Origin of the sequence: Pedobacter sp., assembly GCF_035317785.1 — a bacterium.
GTDB lineage: Bacteria > Bacteroidota > Bacteroidia > Sphingobacteriales > Sphingobacteriaceae > Pedobacter.
Genome location: NZ_DATHGC010000330.1, coordinates 16,394 through 34,383 on the forward strand (window position 1 = coordinate 16,394; position 17,990 = coordinate 34,383).

Genomic DNA, 17,990 nt, shown 5'->3' on the forward strand with positions numbered 1-17,990 from the left:
AATATGGTGCATAACCTGAGGATGATGAGCTGGGAAATGATCAACGGCGGGGGGTACGATTGGGCCTTACAGATTAGCGATAAATTCAAAGACCTGATCCTAAATGGCGACCACTGGCCTTTGCAGGCTTATCAGAGTTTGGGCAAAGAAGCCTTGCTGGCCATTCCTACACCAGAGCATTATCTTCCGCTCATGTACACCCTTGGTTTAAAAACAGAACATGAGGCCGTTTCCTTGTTTAATGACAAAGCGATTGGCGGCTCGCTGACCATGACTTCTGTCCGTATCGGTTGATCAGACCAGCTTTCTCAGCCAATTTAACACCCATTGTTTACTGCGGTAAGGCGGATAGATCAGGCGCGTCAGGTTTGGTCCAAACTGAAATACAACAGCCCTTTCATGTGAAAAAGCTTTGAAACCATAGTGTCCGTGACAACTGCCCATTCCGCTTGTGCCCACTCCTCCAAAAGGCAGTTTTGGATTGGAAATGTGTACGAGTACGTCATTGACGCAAATGCCGCCTGAACTGGTATCGTGAATGATTTGTCGGGTCACGGCGGCATCTTTACTAAAAATATAGAGCGCAAGCGGCTTGCTTTTCGCATTGATGAGCGCAATGGCTTCGGTAAGATTTTTATAAGGGACTACAGGAAGGAGCGGCCCAAATATTTCTTCCTGCATCAGCCTTGAATCGGGAGCGGGCCTTAATAAAACCGCCGGACTAACTGTTGAGGCTTTGGCGTCAGCAAGGCCCCCATACGCCAGAACAGCGCCTTTGTCTGTGGCCTCCGTGATAAGTTCGCAAAGGCGCTTAAAATGCTTTTCACTGACAATTTTTGCATAGAGATCAAAGTCGGGCTCCCCGGATCCTGTACAGAACATGCCCTGTACAGCCGAGATGTAATGGTTGGTGAATATTTCCAGCAGATGATCGGGAATGAGTACATAATCCGGTGCAATGCAAGTCTGCCCGGCATTGATGAGTTTGCCCCAGGCGATTTTCTCCGCAGCTTTTTTAAGGTCAGCAGAAGAGTGGATGACCACAGGTGATTTTCCGCCCAGCTCCAATGTTACAGAAGCCAGGTTTTTCGCGGCGGCCTCCATAACGACTTTCCCGATTGTGGTACTGCCTGTAAAAAAGATGTGATCGAAGGGCAACTGCAGCAATTCGGAGGCAATGTCCGCACCGCCTTCGAAACAGCAGACTTCTTCCCTGTCAAAACAATCTTCAATTAACTTTGCCATGACAGCACTTGTGGCAGGGCTTAGTTCAGAGGGCTTGAGTATAGCGCAGTTGCCCGCAGCAATGGCTGAAACCAATGGGCTCATGAGTAGCTGGAAGGGATAGTTCCATGGCGAAATGATCAGGCACACCCCTTTGGGCTGGGAATAAATCCTGTTTTTTGCGAAAACATTGGTTATTGTTTTTCCTGCCCTTTGGGGCTTCATCCATCCGGTTAAATGGCGGATCGCATGATTAATTTCGCCATAAATGAAAATCACCTCGCTTACGGCAGCCTCAAATTCATTTTTGCGCAGGTCTTTCCTCAAGGCCTCATACAGCAGCTGTTCACGGGCTTTAATAGCCGACCTTAACCGCTTAAGCTTTGCTATCCTTTCTTTGGCGGTACTGGCAGAAAGACGAAGCTTGCAACCTTGCTGCGCGGCAAAAACAGAAGCAGAGTTATTCAGCATAGTAGTTTGTTAACGCCAGAAGTGTTAAAATAGGTTAAATTAAATACCCTTTATTACATTTATATCGTAAATCAATTCAATTGAAGGATATTGCATATAAAATTAAATATACAAAATGAAAAGGGTATTTTTTGTTGCTTTGGCTGTGATGGCTTTTGTTTGCGGGGCAAATGCACAGACCACCAAAACAGGGGTACTGGTGATTGGGAATGGAAACAATGCTATAGGAGCAGGGATTCAGGCTGCGGTATCGGGAGTCAAAACGATAATCTTATTACCCGGGCCGGGATTTGAGCTGTCGCCTGTCGGCAAAGAACAGAATTCTGGTATAGCGGCAGAATTTTTAAAACGCCTGAAAGCAGACAACTTTGACAACAGCACGGCTAACGCAGTTCTGAAAACCTGGATGGACAGCCTGAAAAATCTAACGGTGATGAGAAATGCATCATGGTTAAAGTTCAAAAGATCAGGGAGGGGATGGGTTATGGAGCTTAAAGACGGGAAAACAATAAAGGCTGAGATTTTGGTCAATGCTGACAAATCAGGGAAAGCCGGCGAAACTTTGCAAATGGTCACGGCTAAAACGGCAGCATTGTGGCAGCCGTTCAATTATGAAAACAAGACCTGCCGGACAAGTATTGCCTCCGGATATTTTACAAATGCTGGTACAGCAAATATCTTATCACTTTACCGCTTCTTAAACCCGCTTCAGGAAAACCTGGTTGCCCTTGATCCGGCACAGGAAAGCTTCGCCGCCGGGCAGGCCGCCGGAGCTACAGCGGCTTACGCTTCTTTTTTTAAACGAAAAACCTCGGAATCCAACTTAAAGGCAATTCAGGGTGAACTGATCAATTATAAACAGAGTATCGTTCCCTTCAAAGACATAAGCCCGGCCGACAGCAACTGGAAGGCAATACAGTTTATTGGGGTTACCGGCGTGCTGAAGGCAGATCTTTCCAGTGACGGAGCCTATTTCAGGCCGGACCAGACCGTTACCTCAGAAGAGGTCAAACCGGTGATTAAAGAATACTATTACAAAGCTCAGATCTGGTTTGACGACCATAAAGAGTCTCAGATGACTCTGGCCAGCGTATTAGACCTGGTTTGTATCGTGGGCAATAAATCATTAAAGACGACAACAGAAGAAGTAAAGAAAAAATGGAAGACTACTTACCATTTCAATTCAGAATTTGATCCCGTCAGAATCGTTACCCGCAGGGAATTTGCCGTGCTGGTCAATGAATACCTTAAACCTTTCGATGTCAATATCGACAAGACAGGAAGAGTGCTCAGGTAGCATAGCTAAAACCAATATATCAAACAGGGATTATAGTATTTATCTATAAGCCTATCAAGATTAAGTATGCCGGATTAGTCCGGCTTCTTTGTTTTTGAAGTTCAGTTGGCGTACCTTTGCGCCAGAAAAAAACATCAAAACAAGTATAATTATGGCAATAGTAGGTAAAAAATTCCCAAGTGTAAGCATCGATGCAATGTCCGAAATGGGCGATGATTTAAAAATTAATGTATTTGAAGAAGCAGTCAGTAAACAGAGCAAAGTTTTATTGTTCTGGTATCCAAAAGATTTCACTTTTGTATGCCCGACAGAACTACACGCTTTCCAGGCCGCTTTGCCAGATTTTGAAAAAAGAAATACCATTGTAATTGGTGCTTCATGTGATACCAACGAAGTACATTTTGCATGGTTGAATACACCAAAAGACAATGGCGGTATCGAAGGCGTAACTTATCCTATCCTCGCAGACACACACAGACAACTGTCTAACATCTTAGGGATTGTTGAACAGGAAGTTGAATATGATGAAGAGGGCAATGAGATCTTTTCCGGTTCAAATGTTACGTTCAGAGCAACCTATCTGATTGATGAAACCGGTAAAGTTTTCCACGAAAGTGTTAACGATATGCCTGTAGGCAGAAATGTAAAAGAATATTTAAGATTAATCGATGCTTATGCCCACGTTCAGAAACATGGCGAAGTTTGCCCGGCAAACTGGGAAGAAGGCAAAGAAGCAATGAGTGCGAACAGAACCGGCGTTGCTGAATATTTGAGTGCTAACTAATAATCAAAGAACTATGTTTTTAGAATTGACAGAAGATAATCTTCAACAATATGTTGCTGAAAACAACAAAGTAATGGTTCAGTACGCAGCGTCCTGGTGTGGAAACTGCAGGATCATGAAGCCAAAGTTCAAAAAGCTGGCTGCGGAAAATGAAGATGTCACTTTCCTGATCGTGGATGCAGAAAAACTTCCGGGCTCACGCAAACTGGCAAATGTTGACAATCTGCCGACTTTTGCCGCCTTTGAAGGGGGTGCTTTGGTACATCAGGTCCAAACCAACAAGGCCGAATTGTTAAATGAATTATTTGATAGGATAAAATCATGAAGATACCGGTTATAAGACAGCTGTTCCAGAATAATACTCCGGAAGATCTTGAGGCGACGCTGAATGTTTTAGAGGCTTTTTGTGAATTCAGAGGGGTAAGCGAGGAAGAAGTCGACGTAGCAGGAGAGATGATCACCAATATCTGCGGGGCGCTTGAAGTACACGAAAGCGTAAAATCAGGTGTAGCCGAAAGGGATGCCTTAAATGCATTTGGCCAAAAAGTAATGGGATCAATTGACAGGAAATAGATTTATCAGCAAATAAAAAAGGCGAGCTGATCAGCTCGCCTTTTTTATTTTTAGCGTGTCTTTATGCCAGGTTTCTTCCGGCATTCACAATACCGTATACCGTCCTTATCGCCAGTTTCTCATAGGACTGCTGCTGCTGATCAGGAAGCTCGCCCTGGAGCTTCTCTAATGCATAATGCTGGATCAGTACCAATGGCAGCACAATCTTCTCTCTGACGGCAATAGAGCGCTTCTCAGCCGGGTAATTCTCCATTAAGGCCTCTTGTCCGGACAGCTTTAAAAGCATTTCCTTCGAAAGCTCAAACTCTTCAAACAATACTTTCCAGAATTCGCCATATTGTTTGTCGTTCGCAAAATGGGCCGTGATCGCAAAGTCAGACTTGCTCATCGACATCATGCAGTTCTCCACAATCGTTTTAAAGTAACCGGATTCATTATAGGTTTCCACAACCTTATCCCAGTTGCCTTGCTTTTCCTGGTTCTTTAATGCCGTACCAACGCCATAAAAACCCGGGATATTTTGTTTCAGCTGGCTCCAGGCAGTCACAAAACTAATGGCCCTCAGGTCTTCCAGTTTCAGTGCCTCTCCGGAATTTCTTTTTACCGGGCGGCTGCTGATGGTGATCTTCGATAATAAAGTCAGCGGAGAGAATTTCTCCAGGTAACTCAGGAACAGCGGATGTTTACGCAAAGCAACGAAAGCTTCAAAGCTGTCATCGGCCATCTCATCCAGCAGGTGTTTGTTTACCGGGTCCAGCAGAATGTTATGTTTTTCCCTGATCCCTGCAGATATTCCAGCATTGATCAGCTGTTCAATGTTAAATTCCGCGCTGTCAATTGAGCCATATTGTGAACTGATGGTCTGTCCCTGTACGGTCAGCTGTATGTTTTTGTTCGCGATTTCCTTGCCCATCGAAGCATAAAAACGGTGGGTCTTGCCCCCGCCCCTTGATGGCGGGCCACCACGTCCGTCAAAAAATGCGAGCTGTATGTTGTGTTTATTTGCAGTAGCGGTCAGCGATACTTTGGCATTAAAGATTGACCAGTTGGCCATCAGATAGCCCCCGTCTTTTGTAGAGTCGCTGAAGCCCAGCATGATGTCCTGCTTGTTGCCCCTGTTTTTCAGGTGGCTTTTATAAAAAGGATGCGAATACAGCGTCTCCATGATCTCGGCCGCACCGGCAAGGTCATGAACCGTCTCAAACAGCGGAACAAAATCTATCGACAGGTTGTCTTCCCTCCAGCCATTCCACAGGAACAGCTCCATCAGCTGCAAAATATCACTCGCCTGCTGGCAATTGCTAATAATGAAACGGTGGCATGCCAGTTCTCCATTGTTTTCCTGGATCTGCCTGATTTCTGCTATGGTCAGCAATGTGTCTTCTGTCAATGCATCTCCTTTTTCGCTGTAGATCACCCTGGCGCTTTTGAAGGAAAGGGTCTTGATCTTTTCGTCCTCAGTCAGGTCATTATAATCTTCAGGAAACAGGGAGATGATCGGCTTGCTCTGCCTGCAGTAAGCATGAACATCCCTAAGCACCCTGCTGTCCTGTCTGATGTCAAGGGACGCAAAGTGACAACCATAAAGCTCCACTTTTCGGATCAGGTCAGATACCAGATCGGCAAATAAACCGTCATGGTCCTGATTAAGGGTGTTTTTAATATCATTCAGGTGCCTGATCACATCTGCACAGATGTTTTTCAGTTCTATATTCGGATCAAATGCGTTTTGATACAGAATATCATGCACAATGGCGATAGAATCCTCGACCCCTCTAAAGGTAATACGCCTTTTCAGGTTCCTGAAATCCCGGTAGTAGCAGCGGAAGAGGATCTGACGCAGCATTTTAGACACCTGTATGGTAGAATCAGTATGCACATTTGGATTTCCGTCGCGGTCTCCTCCAGGCCAAAAGCCAAGTTCAACGATCTTTTTAGGTTCCAGGCTGTACTCGTTAAGTGTTTTGTCAATGCCCGACTGGATATTGGCTGCGGCAAAATAGAATACATTTTCCAGGTACCAGGCCAGGCTCAGGGCCTCGTCAACCGGTGTCGGCGACTTTTTATTGAAGAAAGGTGTCTTTCCCAGTTGCTGAAGCAGCAAATGTATGTTAGAGATCTCATTGGTCTTAATGGCCGTAGTCAGATCAGTAATGATAGACAAAACACTCCCGGGATAGAACTGGGTAGGATGCGCGGTAAGGACAAGACGCAATGAAAAGTCCTCGATCAGTTTTTCAATCTTGTCGCTTAAAGGATTGTTATCTACCCCTTTTTTCAGGTAAGACAAAAGCGCATTTTCTTCATCATCGGCATTCAGCTTATTAAAAGAAGCATCTTCGACCGCATCAAACAATACCACCTGTCGTTCTATGTACTGGATAAAACGGAAAAGCAGATCAATGACATCCTTGGTAGCGGTAGTCTGAGTATATTTTTTAAAGAAAGAATCTATAATTTCTGCGGGTGTTTTATGGTCATTTATACCATCTTCGCAGTACTTAATAAATAGAGGCAGCAAAGTGCCGGTGTCTTTGATCTTGTAAAACGGAAGGGTAAGGAAAAGGCTGTTATAGAGTTCAAATCTGGATACTACTTCATTGTTAAATACGGATTCTCGCTGTCCTTTTGCACGTTGTTTCTGCATCATATTTAAAGGGTATTTTTTCGGCCTTAAGCTACCAAAAATCCCCTAAAAAAACGACCCCTGTATGGCCATTATTTTAATTTTGATTTTTTTTCAAAAATCTGTAACTTAGCATCATAGGGATTAAACAAATTATTTTAAACTTATGTGCTGATTCTGTGGCGGAAACGCAATAAATGAAGCAGTAATTGTTAATTTTTTTTGAGTAGAACAGCCGTTAAGAGAACCTTAACGGCTGTTTTGTTTTAATGCAGGTCGGCAGGAACCGCTACATTCTTTTTAAATTTCTGAAGATAAAGCAGTGGAATTGAACACAAAAGTATCAGCCCGGCGACCCAGTACGCATCGCTATAGGTGAGCAGCAAAGACTGTTTTGTCAGTGTCCCTTCGATGGCTTTGGCGGCCAAGGCCTTAGCGTCCAGATAGGAATAGCCTTTGCCCATAAAATTTTTGATGAAACCATTGAAGCGATCCGTAAATGCCGGATTGTATTCGTTGATGTTGACCAGCAGATTGCTGCGGTGAAATCCCTGGCGAACATGGATCAGCGTAGTCAAAGCCGCAATACCAAACGAACCTCCCAATTGCCTCATCATGTTGTTCAATCCTGAGCCTTGTCCGATCTCGGCGCCTTTAAGGTCCTGTATAGCTAAGGTAGTCAAAGGCACAAATAACAGTGCCATCCCTGCTCCGCGGATCATCAGTGGCATAAAGAAATCACCGGTTCCCGACTGCAGCGTAGAATTGCTCAGCATAGAACAAAAGACGAAGAACAGGAACATCCCGATCGTGGCCATAAACTGAGCGGGAATGTTTTTCTTCAGCATAATCCCCACAAAAGGCATCATCACAATGGTGCACAATCCCCCCGGAAACAAGAGCTCTCCGGTTTGCAGGGGCGAAAAGCCCAGTAAGTTCTGACAAAAGACGGGAAACACAAAGACCGAGCCGTACAGGCCAAAACCCAGGATAAAGGAGGTAAACATGCCGACTGAAAAACTCCTGTGGCGCATGATCTTAAAGTTGACAATAGGATGGTCAGTACTCATTTCCCGCCAGATAAACAGCAGCAGACCCAGTACAGATGCTACGGCAAGCGCAGTAATGTACGGAGTAGCAAACCAGTCCTCACTTTCCCCTTTTTCCAGTACAGTTTGCAGACTTCCAACAGCAATCGCCAGCAAAGCAATGCCCCACCAGTCTACCGGCTGTCCCTGTCCGTCTTTAGGTGTCTCCCTCACAAACATATATGTACAGTACGCCGCGAGAATCCCGACAGGAATATTTACATAAAATATCAAAGGCCATGAACTGATCTCCAGCAGGTAGCCGCCTATAGTCGGACCCACGGTAGGGCCTACTACAGCACCCAATCCGAATAAGGCAGTGGCAATACCCACATCTTCACGCGGCCAGGTCTCTATCAAAATGGCCTGAGCAGTAGAGATCAATCCTCCGCCGGCAAGGCCCTGTAAGATACGGAAGGCAATCAGTTCTTCGAGGTTGGTTGCGTTTCCGCACAGGAAAGAGGCGATGGTAAACAGAATGATGGAAAAAAGAAAATAGTTCTTTCTGCCAAACCTGCTGCCCAGCCATCCCGACATGGGCAGTACAATTACATTGGCTACAGCATAGCCCGTGGATAACCAGGCCACATCCTCCAGCGTGGCGCCCAGATTGCCCTGTATCTGTGGTATCGCTACGTTCACAATGGTGGTATCAATCAGCTCCAGCAGAGAAGCTGTAATGACCGTAAACGTAATGACCCACTTTTTTAAACCTTTCTCGGCCATTGTTAATCTTTTATAGAAACAGATACTTTAACACTCATACCCGGACGAAGCCTGGACATGATTTCTTTAGAAGCATTGGAGATCTTAATTTTTACAGGCACGCGCTGTACAACTTTCACAAAGTTACCGGTCGCATTGTCCGGAGGCAATAAAGAACCTTTAGCTCCGGTAATCGGCGCAAAGTTGTATACCACTCCGGAAACATCAGCATCAGGAAAAGCATCCACTTCAATCTTTACTTTCGATCCAGGTTTGATGTCTTCCAGCTGCGTTTCCTTGAAGTTTGCGGTTACATAAATGCTGCTGTCATTGACAATAGAAAACAAAGACTGTCCCGCCTGTACCAGCTGGCCTTTCTGTACATTCTTTTTAGAAACGATCCCGCTTGAAGGCGCTTTGATGTCGGTGTAGGTCAGCTGCAATTTCGCAAAATCAACATCAGCCTGATGCTGCGTTACGCCCGAATTGCTTACCGCCAGCTGCGATTGCGTAGTACCCACCTGCTTCACAGCAGCAACATACTGGTCCTTAGCAGCAGTAAAAGCAGCCTGTGCCGATTCTTTTTCTGCTTTAGCCTGATCAAAAGCCTGCTGGGTAATAGAGCCGTCCTTCACCAGGTTGGCATAACGGTCATAATCCTTTTGTGCAAGCAGCAATTTTACCCTTGCCGCTTCAATGTTCGCCCGGGCAGTACTGGTATTTGCAGCCGTGGCTGCAATCTGTGATTCAGAAACTCCCACACCTGCACTTGCTCCTTTTTGTCCGGCTTCAGCCTGTTCCAGCTTTACTTTATAGTCGCTGTCATCCAGTTTAACCAATACATCACCTTCGTTTACACGGGTGTTTTCTTCGAACTTTATTTCCTGGACATAGCCGCCCACACGCGCCACTACCGGACTGATGTCGCCGTCAATCTGCGCATCATCAGTGTCTACATGTTTGCTGTAATAAATATATTCCTTAGTGCCGAAAATGGCGCCCAGAATGAGCAGCACCCCTAATATGATCGGGATTACTTTGTTTTTCTTTTTCTTTTCAGTTGTCATTGCTGTAATTTGTTATGGTATTTATTGGGCGATTTTTCCTGTTGATTTTAATAAAGTATAGTAAGCCAGTCCGGCATCCGCTTTCGCAATTTCCAGGTTGATCTTCGCCTGGTAGAGCAAAGTTTCGGCATCAATCCTGTCAATGGCAGAAGCCACATTGTTCTTGTATTTGGAAGCCAGTAACTTGTCATTTTCTGTAGCCTGAGCGATAGAGGTTTCCAGCACTTTGATCTTGTTTGTTGCCAGCTGATAGTCCTGGTAATTCTTGTTGATCTCTTTTTTGACCTCGTCCGCGACAATGTCTTTTTGGAGCGTCACATTCTTTTGCTGAACCCTGGCCTCGGTTACTTTATTCTTATTGGTCCAGAGGCTGCCAATGTTCCAAGAAATGTTGGCGCCGACCGTAACAGGCATAATGAACTGGTCAGTTGGCGGAATAAATTTGCCGCTAGGGTTAATGTAGTACAAGTTTGCACCCACACCAACAGTTGGCCGTGTATTGGCTTTTATGGATTTGATGTTGACATCGGCCACCCTGTTTTGCAGGTCCAGCTGTCTCAGCTCCTGGCGGTTGCTGAAAGCCAGATCAAGGTAAGTACCCAGCCCGCCGGCAGGTTTTAAAGCATTGTCCGGATCAGAGATCTCAATCTCAGTGTTTTCATCCAGGCCCAGCAATACATCCAGGTTATAGTTGATCACTTTGCGGTTGTTTTCAATTTCCATTTCGGTGAGCGAGACATTAGCTTGCTGTAACTGAAACCGCAGCACATCGTTTTTAGTGACAATTCCCTGCTCAAAAAAACGCTGCGCCTGTTTCAGCTGACTGGCTATAGACTCGAGGTTTTGGGCTACTACCTTTTTGCTTTGCAGAACTTTAAATAATGAATAATAAGTATTGATCACCGCATAGCTGATCTCCTCTTTGTCCTTATCGGCGTCAAGTTTAGCCACTTCTGTAAGCAGCCGGGTCGATTCCTCCGCATACTTCAGCTTCCCGCCGCTGTAGATCAGCTCCTCTACCGCTGCAGTTCCTACAAAGGCATCAGCACGTTTTGGCAAATGAATAGGGTCGGCACCACCGATGCTTAAGGTATTGGTGGGTATTTCAGCGTGATTATATAAGAAAGAAGCGTTTGCGGTAGGTAAGGCGTTGTCTTTCACCGTTGCCAGCTTAGCCACAGCTTCATCTATTTTGTTTTGTGAGAGTTTCAGGTTTTTGCTGTTGCTGACACCCAGGGATATCGCTTCGGGCAGGTCAAGTTTTTTTACCTGCTGTGCATAAAGAATCCCTGGAAACAGCAAAGCAGATAAGATTAATTTATTGGTATTGCGTATCATTTTTGCGGAGTTAAGTATATCGTAATAAGGTCTTTCAAGTGTGCGATCAGCCTGTCGGTGATCACTTTGCGGTCTTTTTGATTATTGATGTCCAGGCCTGTTCCTGAGGTGATCTTTGCCGGAGAAATGGCTACTTTACTGATGGTGCCCATCAGGGTAAGGATGAGCATCCGTACATCGATCTGCCGGAAGCTGCCATCAGCGATTCCGTCATTGACGATGGTTTCTATGACCAGCTGGTTTTCAGCCATTGCGTTTTCTATGTTGCTGAACATTTCGGGCCGTTGCGGCAATGAAAGTTCGCGGTGCATCATTTTATGAAAAGTATGGTTGCAAAGAATACGGGTGGCATATCCTTCCACAACCTTAAGCAGCTTTTCCATACCAGTGCCGTCGCCTTGGCTGATGCTGTTCAGATGGTCTTTAAAATCTGCTATTCTTTTGCTCATGATCTCCATGAAGACCCCTTCTTTGGAGCCGAAATAGTAGTTGATCATGGCCATGTTCGCACCGGATTCTTTGGCGATCTGCCTGGTCGAGGTCCCTTCGTATCCCAGCTCAGAAAACAGTTTTTCGGCTGCCTCAATGATCCGGGTTCTCTTGTCTATTCTTTCCATGTCATAATTTGATGACGCAAAATTAATCAATCGATTGATTAATTTGTCATAAATATAACAGGCTGCTGCATTGTTGACTCTTTGTTGACAAAAGTCAAATTGCAGGCAAAAAAAAAAGGAGTTCGATTAAGAATCCCTTTTTACGGTTACGCATTCTAGCGCCCCTACGTCATTGCGAGGCACGAAGCAATCTAATGTGGAGATTGCTTCGTGCCTCGCAATGACGACAGCGTCTTTTAGACAAATCTCAGGTCAGCTTTTCTGCTGGTCCAGCCATTTCTTTTCGATCACATAGGAAACAATCAGGCCCATTCCGCCGAAAATAAAGATCGATCCAAAATAAAGGGCGACCGCATCCTCGTCATCAAACCGGCCGTTAGTGACCGCTATAAAAGCCGCAACGACCCCCAATCCAAGCCCGGCCATCAGCAATCCAAATTTTAAGCTCAGGAAAGGCTTTGGCGAACTCTGGCCTATTCCCGGATCAATGCCCCGCTCTATCATGGCCATTTTTTCTTTGTTGGACATGTACCTGATGCCAAAGATCAATGCTGTGGCACAAATAAAAAGACAAATAAATACTATTTCCGCTCCCATATTTTTTAATTTTTTAACTAATAAATGTTTTTTATAATTGGTGTTCTGAAGCTATGACTACATCAAAAATCATCAGGTTACACACATTTAAAAAAATGTTTAAGGCTGTTATTTATCTTTATCCAAATATTAAAGACATTGAATGCACTTATTGATAAAATAGACAGTATTTATCCATTGCCAAAAGATAGCCTGAGGCTTTTAACTGAGGGAATGTGCAAGGTTGAACTGCCAAAAAACAAAATACTGTTTGAAGCGGGACAGACAGGGCGGACGGTTTATTTTATTGAGCGGGGGATCGCCAGAGCTTATTTGGACGGAAAAGACAACCAGATTACCTTCTGGTTTGGTCTTGAAGGTGATTTTGTATTTTCTTACAACAGCTACATCAATGGATTGCCCGGATACGAGTCTATTGAGCTTCTGGAAAACAGCGTGCTTTATGAAATTAAGGATGACAAGCTGCAGCAGCTTTTTAAAGAAAACATAGACCTGGCAAACTGGGGCCGGAAGCTGGCAGAGCGTGAACTCATGAAACTTGAGGAAAGGCATATTGCGAGGCTTTTTAAATCGGCATCTGAATGTTACCGGGAGTTGCTGAGCAGTTCCCCGGCTTTAATTCAAAGGATCCAGCTGGGTTATATCGCCTCTTATCTTGGGGTCACGCAGGTTACACTGAGCAGGATCAGGGCAGAAATGAAATAGCCACTCATTTTTTAACATTTGTAAAAAGCTTCCTGCTGAATTCAGCCTAATTTTGTAAAAAAAAGAAATTATGAGCTGGATCATCTTAATAATAGCCGGATTATTTGAAGTAGGATTTACCACCTGTCTGAAACTGTCCAATAATTTTACAAACCTCAAATGGTCAATTGCTTTTGCATTTTGCATCAGTCTGAGCTTTTATTTTCTAAACAAAGCGGCCCAGACCTTACCTATGGGTACAGCCTATGCCGTCTGGACGGGCATTGGTGCAGTAGGAACAGTCCTCGTCGGCATCATCTACTTTCAGGAGCCCGCCAACTTCTGGCGGATATTTTTTATTGTCACGCTCATCGGATCTATCCTTGGCTTAAAATTTTTTGCCGGCAGCCATTAATTTTCATCGAAAAAGCTGTAACCTGTGCATGCAAAACCACGTCATAGCAGGTATATGCAGCTTCAGCAAACCGATGAACAATTGATCGCGGCAGTTCTGGCGGGCAATACCAAAGTTTATTCAGAGTTGGTGTTGCGCCATCAGCGCTTTGTGTTCACTATGGCTTTGCGTTTTGCAAAAAGCAGGGAAGATGCTGAGGAAATTGCCCAGGATTGCTTCGTAAAAGCTTATAAAGCCCTGGGAACATTTAATCAGACCTCAAAGTTTTCAACCTGGCTGTATACCATTACCTATACCACTGCCATGTCCCATTTGCGTAAAAAACAACTGGACACGCAATCTATAAATGATGAAGAGAACGAGATACAACTGGAAAGTCAGATCTCGGATTTTAACGCCGATCTGGCAGAACGGAAATCCACCAGTTACTGGCTGAACACTGCTATAGATCAGCTTGTGCAGGATGATGCGATCATCATAACGATGTTTTATAAAGGCGAACAGACACTTGAGGAAATTGGTTTGGCCCTGAGTATGAATTCCAATAATGTAAAGGTAAGACTGCACAGGGCCAGGGCCAGGCTGAAAGAGAAATTACAATTTTTGTTGAAAGACGAAGTAAAGGAATTGATATGAAAATGACAGATGATGAAATGGACGCATTGTTGAAAAGCATGGAGCTTGAGGAGCCATCTATGTCTTTTAGCCGTAATGTGATGGAGCAGGTTGCACTGGAGACCGCACCTGTAGCCTTAAAGACTAAGGTAAACAAGCAGGTCATTTACAGTATTGCCGCTTTTTTCGCAGCCTGTATGCTCGGAATCTTTGTGTATGCCCTGACCAACAGCAGCTTTGATTACAGCTGGTCAAAAATAGAGCTTGATCTGGGAAAGGTCACGGATAAAATCACCTCCTCGCAGTTTCTGAAACTGTTTTTAATGCTGGATGCAGTGATCGCACTGATCTGGCTGGACAGCGTTTTGCGAAGAAGACTGGCTTAAGGCCTATTTAATCGTTATCGGCAGTTCAACTGTCGAATGGTCCCAGCCGATCACCATATTTGCCCCTGTAGCCTGAGTGGTAAAGGTAATTGACAAGACCTCCAGGGTCTTCTCCAAAGATTTTACATTCACATCCGTCCTCACCACATCTTTGGTCTGATCATAGGTAAATGCGCCCCATTTATCCACCTGTTTATTGATGATGATGGTCCATTTGTCTTTATTCGGAATGGCAAATAAGCTGTAAGTTCCCGCTTTTATTTTTTTTCCGCCAACGGTCGCTGGTTTGTAGAATCGGATTTCTGTAGATTCATTTGCCCCTACGCGCCATACCTTTCCAAACTGTTCCAGCACGCCAAAAATTTCGCGACCTTTTTTTGAAGGCCGGGAATACAAAACCCTGATCAGCGGTGTAGAACCGTCTTTTGCCTTGACGACGTTTAAAGGATAATACACAATATCTGCCGGACTGGTATCCAGACCCGGAAATTTTACGTCCTGTGAACGGGCACTAATGGCCAAAATAGCGAAGAGTGAGATCAATACGAGTTTCTTCATGCGGATAGGTGTTTTCTGTTAAAAACAGGAAGGAATGTTAGTGTACACGGCCTTTAACGATACCGTTTAAGAAAACTGCACCAAAGATAAAGCCCAATAGACCACCAAAAAGGGCCCAAAAGAAGTTGGTGGTGATCGCCAGAGTAGTTACAATACCACAAACCAGCCCTAATACATAATAAACCCAGTCAAAACTGTTGTTGTTTCCTTGTTCAGTCATTATAAAATATTCTTATCCGGCAAAGATATTGATTTATTTTTTCCGAGTATAATTTATCTGGAATTGACAGGATACAGTTCGGGTATGTTTTATGCTTCAAGCATATTTCCGCAATGTTTCTGCGGACCTTCTGCGGTTAAAGGTACCCGTTAAGCGCAGAAATCCCGCGGCAGGTACGCAGGAAGTATGCAGCAAGCGCAGACGAAACCAAACGGGCTGAGTTAAATCCGAACAGTAATGACCCTTCCGGTCACCAGGTTAAACTCGAAAATCTTGTACAAGGGGTCTGCCTTGATGTTTATGGACTCAACCAGGCCCGTTTTACTAAATGTATCCGTTACCAGATCCCCGATCTTTACTTCATTTAATATTTCTGCAGGGGTGTCCTGGTTTAATCTGATCATGGCATAAAGATAAGAAAGGATTAGCTGCTCTGCAGAAAAAACATATTCTTTGCTGCGCTGTTAGCTAAATGATATGAGAAAAAGTTTTGGAATACTGATGTACAAGATCAGGTCCGGCCAGCCTGAGTTTTTGCTGGTACACCCGGGCGGGCCATTTTTTAAGAACAAAGACATTGGCGCCTGGTCCATTCCCAAAGGCGAGGCTGATACAGAAGAAGACCCGTTGCTAACTGCCATACGGGAATTTGAAGAAGAAACGGGGTTTCGTCCTGAAGGCAATTTTGCCGAATTAGAACCGGTCCTGCAAAAAGGAGGTAAGCAGGTTCATTGCTGGGCTGTGACGGGAGATTTTGATGTTCAGACCCTGATCAGTAATACTTTTCCGCTGGAATGGCCGCCCAGATCCGGGAAAATGATCGATGTCCCTGAAGTAGACAGGGCCGGATGGTTTGGAATTGAAGAAGCCAGAATGAAGATCAATGAACGGCAGGTAAGCTTGCTGGAGCAAGTTTATTCCTTACTTTTCAGTCAAAAATAAAACTATCTTTTATTCAGCACCGAACCGAGGCAATTGCAGATCCTGTCCGAAATGATGCCCCCGGGATCAAGCGCGGGATTATAAATGGTCACACTCATACCGGCCATTTTGCCTGTTTCCATCAGGGTATTCAGTACCCGGGCAATCTCCGAGAATGTCAATCCTCCCGGAAGGCGGTAGTCTACAGCAAAATTTTCCTCATCGGATATGACATCAGTATCGAAGTGTATCCAGTATTCCTCAAGTTCGGTTTCAGAGATGGTACGCATTACACCTTTCAAGACGGTTTCGATTCCATGTGCCCGTATTGACGCTAAGCTGAAACAATGCACGCCCGTTTTGCGGATGTCCCGAGAACCAAAATCAATAGTTTCCTGCTCGTCACGCTGGCCAATATGGATGACATGCTGATCTTCAACATAAGGTTTTAGCCCATCTATATCAGTCAGCAAGCCCGGGCCCCTTCCGGTAACGATGGCCAGATCCATATCTGCAATTTCCCCGGTTTGTGACTGATGGGGGGCATAAAAATCGGCATGTGCGTCCAGGTAGATCAGACCATAACTGCCTTTCTTTTTTAAAGCAGGCATGATACCCAGCAAGATGCTGCAGTCTCCGCCGAGAACCAGGGGAAAATGTCCGGGACCAATATGTGGCGTCAGCACCCGGATCAGCTCCAGGGAAAATTTTCTGGCGGTCAGAGGGTTCAGGCATCCGGTAGCCATGTCCCTTTCAGCCTCATAATTTTCATTAAAAGTCTGAACGCTGATGACGGGATCATTGTACGACAACATACGCGCAAGGCCGGAAGCCAGCAAACGATCTGCAAGATGTTCTACGCCGGTGGGCCTCAGACCAAGTATCGATGGTGCAGACAGAATGGTTAATTGACGTTTCATCTCAGGTTTTTATTGCGCATTTCCTGTGCCATTTCCCGGCTGCATTCAAGGACGGTTCCTGATCACGCCTGATAATATGACTTTAGCTATTCATTGAGTTAAAACAATTTGTATTATTTTACGCTTATTAGGAAAATTTAAAAATTAAAAATGGGAAAACCAGAAGTAAAGATCAGCTCCGATCTGCAAAGATTCATTGAAAAATTTGAACCTAACAAATTTAAACTCATGCCTAAAGGAATTGAGATCAGGGGCATCGGCGATCTGCATAGAAATATCAGTCAGGCTAAAGATCTCATAGAAAGAATGAAGCTTAAACTTATTGTATCACACAACGCCGAAATGGTCAGTTATGGTGGATTTGAAGTGAATGATCTGTAAGTTTAAAGTACTGACAGCGCAGCTTATTTATGAAAACTGAAAAAGAAAAAATGATAACCGGCGAGCCTTATGTCGCAACAGACTCTTTATTAACTCAGGAAAGATTGGATTGCAAAAAGCTTTTACATGAACTGAACATTAAAGAATACGTCATGTCAGAAAACGGGAAGGCGATCCTCAGCAAATTAATTCCCAATGCTCCCCCGAGCCTGTATATAGAGCCCCCTTTCTTTTGTGATTACGGCTACAATATTTTTTGCGGGGAAAACGTATACTTCAATGTCAATTGTGTGGTGCTTGACGGGATGCCTGTTAAAATAGGCAGTAACGTATTTTGCGGGCCCGGGGTTCAGATCTATACGGCCAGTCACCCGCTTGATGCAGAACTCCGGAAAAGTGTAGAATTTTCTAAACCGGTTGTGATCGGTGATGATTGCTGGATTGGCGGCGGGGCGATCATTTGTCCTGGCGTTACTATTGGCAGCCGTTGTGTGATTGGCGCG

General features: G+C 44.7%; 23 protein-coding genes. 12 read left to right on the forward strand and 11 right to left on the reverse strand.

Annotated features, from left to right (window positions below; translation table 11 throughout):
• The first annotated feature begins 3 nt into the window (after positions 1-3).
• Positions 4-294: a dioxygenase gene (locus VK541_RS25880; RefSeq protein ID WP_414692635.1), complete on the forward strand. Its 291-nt coding sequence runs from the start codon at positions 4-6 to the stop codon at positions 292-294.
• Here the strand turns inward: VK541_RS25880 and VK541_RS20795 are convergent, their stop codons facing one another.
• Positions 295-1,695 (reverse strand): aldehyde dehydrogenase family protein, encoded by a 1,401-nt coding sequence (locus VK541_RS20795; protein WP_324372398.1) that lies wholly within the window; start codon positions 1,693-1,695, stop codon positions 295-297. It lies immediately after the preceding gene.
• Positions 1,696-1,810: 115 nt separating this feature from the next.
• Between VK541_RS20795 and VK541_RS20800 the strand changes: the two genes are divergently transcribed.
• The 4 genes from VK541_RS20800 to VK541_RS20815 all read left to right on the forward strand — a co-directional run bounded on the left by VK541_RS20800 (position 1,811) and on the right by VK541_RS20815 (position 4,349).
• On the forward strand, positions 1,811-2,992 hold the full coding sequence (locus VK541_RS20800; protein WP_324372399.1) for a hypothetical protein: 1,182 nt from the start codon (positions 1,811-1,813) through the stop codon (positions 2,990-2,992).
• 151 nt (positions 2,993-3,143) lie between these two features.
• Positions 3,144-3,776, forward strand: a complete 633-nt coding sequence (locus VK541_RS20805) for a peroxiredoxin (protein ID WP_324372400.1) — start codon at positions 3,144-3,146, stop codon at positions 3,774-3,776.
• A 13-nt stretch (positions 3,777-3,789) separates the two neighbouring features.
• Entirely contained in the window at positions 3,790-4,101 is a 312-nt protein-coding gene (locus VK541_RS20810) for a thioredoxin family protein (protein WP_285060636.1), read from the forward strand.
• Positions 4,098-4,349, forward strand: coding sequence for a DUF6952 family protein (locus tag VK541_RS20815; RefSeq protein ID WP_324372402.1), 252 nt, complete (start codon positions 4,098-4,100; stop codon positions 4,347-4,349). The genes VK541_RS20810 and VK541_RS20815 overlap by 4 nt, the downstream gene beginning before the upstream one ends.
• Positions 4,350-4,410: 61 nt before the next feature.
• Here VK541_RS20815 and VK541_RS20820 read toward each other — a convergent pair whose 3' ends face one another.
• The 6 genes from VK541_RS20820 to VK541_RS20845 all read right to left on the reverse strand — a co-directional run bounded on the left by VK541_RS20820 (position 4,411) and on the right by VK541_RS20845 (position 12,387).
• On the reverse strand, positions 4,411-6,999 hold the full coding sequence (locus VK541_RS20820; protein WP_324372403.1) for a phosphoenolpyruvate carboxylase: 2,589 nt from the start codon (positions 6,997-6,999) through the stop codon (positions 4,411-4,413).
• 242 nt (positions 7,000-7,241) lie between these two features.
• On the reverse strand, positions 7,242-8,789 hold the full coding sequence (locus VK541_RS20825) for a DHA2 family efflux MFS transporter permease subunit (RefSeq protein ID WP_324372405.1): 1,548 nt from the start codon (positions 8,787-8,789) through the stop codon (positions 7,242-7,244).
• Between the two features lie 2 nt (positions 8,790-8,791).
• On the reverse strand, positions 8,792-9,835 hold the full coding sequence (locus VK541_RS20830) for an HlyD family secretion protein (protein WP_324372406.1): 1,044 nt from the start codon (positions 9,833-9,835) through the stop codon (positions 8,792-8,794).
• A 21-nt stretch (positions 9,836-9,856) separates the two neighbouring features.
• Positions 9,857-11,173, reverse strand: coding sequence for a TolC family protein (locus VK541_RS20835; RefSeq protein ID WP_324372407.1), 1,317 nt, complete (start codon positions 11,171-11,173; stop codon positions 9,857-9,859).
• Positions 11,170-11,790, reverse strand: coding sequence for a TetR/AcrR family transcriptional regulator (locus VK541_RS20840; RefSeq protein ID WP_324372408.1), 621 nt, complete (start codon positions 11,788-11,790; stop codon positions 11,170-11,172). The genes VK541_RS20835 and VK541_RS20840 overlap by 4 nt, the downstream gene beginning before the upstream one ends.
• 252 nt (positions 11,791-12,042) lie before the next feature.
• Complete coding sequence (locus tag VK541_RS20845) at positions 12,043-12,387, reverse strand: DUF6249 domain-containing protein (protein ID WP_324372410.1); 345 nt, start codon at positions 12,385-12,387, stop codon at positions 12,043-12,045.
• Positions 12,388-12,525: 138 nt separating this feature from the next.
• Here VK541_RS20845 and VK541_RS20850 point away from each other — a divergent pair, with 138 nt between their 5' ends.
• From VK541_RS20850 to VK541_RS20865, 4 genes are all read left to right on the forward strand, one after another.
• Entirely contained in the window at positions 12,526-13,092 is a 567-nt protein-coding gene (locus VK541_RS20850; protein ID WP_324372411.1) for a Crp/Fnr family transcriptional regulator, read from the forward strand.
• Positions 13,093-13,162: 70 nt separating this feature from the next.
• A complete protein-coding gene (locus VK541_RS20855; RefSeq protein ID WP_324372412.1) occupies positions 13,163-13,486 on the forward strand; it encodes a multidrug efflux SMR transporter in 324 nt (107 codons plus the stop codon).
• A 24-nt stretch (positions 13,487-13,510) separates the two neighbouring features.
• On the forward strand, positions 13,511-14,122 hold the full coding sequence (locus tag VK541_RS20860; RefSeq protein ID WP_324372413.1) for an RNA polymerase sigma factor: 612 nt from the start codon (positions 13,511-13,513) through the stop codon (positions 14,120-14,122).
• Positions 14,119-14,487 carry a hypothetical protein gene (locus VK541_RS20865; RefSeq protein WP_324372414.1) on the forward strand — a complete coding sequence of 123 codons (369 nt, stop codon included), beginning with the start codon at positions 14,119-14,121 and terminating at the stop codon, positions 14,485-14,487. The genes VK541_RS20860 and VK541_RS20865 overlap by 4 nt, the downstream gene beginning before the upstream one ends.
• A 3-nt stretch (positions 14,488-14,490) precedes the next feature.
• Here the strand turns inward: VK541_RS20865 and VK541_RS20870 are convergent, their stop codons facing one another.
• From VK541_RS20870 to VK541_RS20880, 3 genes are all read right to left on the reverse strand, one after another.
• Positions 14,491-15,045, reverse strand: coding sequence for a DUF2911 domain-containing protein (locus VK541_RS20870; protein WP_324372415.1), 555 nt, complete (start codon positions 15,043-15,045; stop codon positions 14,491-14,493).
• 37 nt (positions 15,046-15,082) lie between these two features.
• A complete protein-coding gene (locus VK541_RS20875) occupies positions 15,083-15,265 on the reverse strand; it encodes a hypothetical protein (RefSeq protein WP_324372416.1) in 183 nt (60 codons plus the stop codon).
• A 221-nt stretch (positions 15,266-15,486) separates the two neighbouring features.
• Positions 15,487-15,669, reverse strand: coding sequence for a hypothetical protein (locus VK541_RS20880; RefSeq protein WP_324372417.1), 183 nt, complete (start codon positions 15,667-15,669; stop codon positions 15,487-15,489).
• Between the two features lie 73 nt (positions 15,670-15,742).
• Here VK541_RS20880 and VK541_RS20885 point away from each other — a divergent pair, with 73 nt between their 5' ends.
• The gene (locus VK541_RS20885) at positions 15,743-16,207 is read left to right on the forward strand and encodes an NUDIX domain-containing protein (RefSeq protein WP_324372418.1); all 465 of its coding nucleotides are present in this window, start codon (positions 15,743-15,745) and stop codon (positions 16,205-16,207) included.
• Between the two features lie 2 nt (positions 16,208-16,209).
• Here the strand turns inward: VK541_RS20885 and VK541_RS20890 are convergent, their stop codons facing one another.
• Positions 16,210-17,106, reverse strand: coding sequence for an arginase family protein (locus tag VK541_RS20890; protein WP_324372419.1), 897 nt, complete (start codon positions 17,104-17,106; stop codon positions 16,210-16,212).
• A gap of 150 nt (positions 17,107-17,256) precedes the next feature.
• Here VK541_RS20890 and VK541_RS20895 point away from each other — a divergent pair, with 150 nt between their 5' ends.
• Both VK541_RS20895 and VK541_RS20900 read left to right on the forward strand, forming a co-directional pair.
• On the forward strand, positions 17,257-17,487 hold the full coding sequence (locus VK541_RS20895; RefSeq protein WP_324372420.1) for a hypothetical protein: 231 nt from the start codon (positions 17,257-17,259) through the stop codon (positions 17,485-17,487).
• Between the two features lie 29 nt (positions 17,488-17,516).
• Positions 17,517-17,990: sugar O-acetyltransferase (locus VK541_RS20900; protein ID WP_324372421.1), on the forward strand; the 474-nt coding region annotated here is incomplete at its 3' end.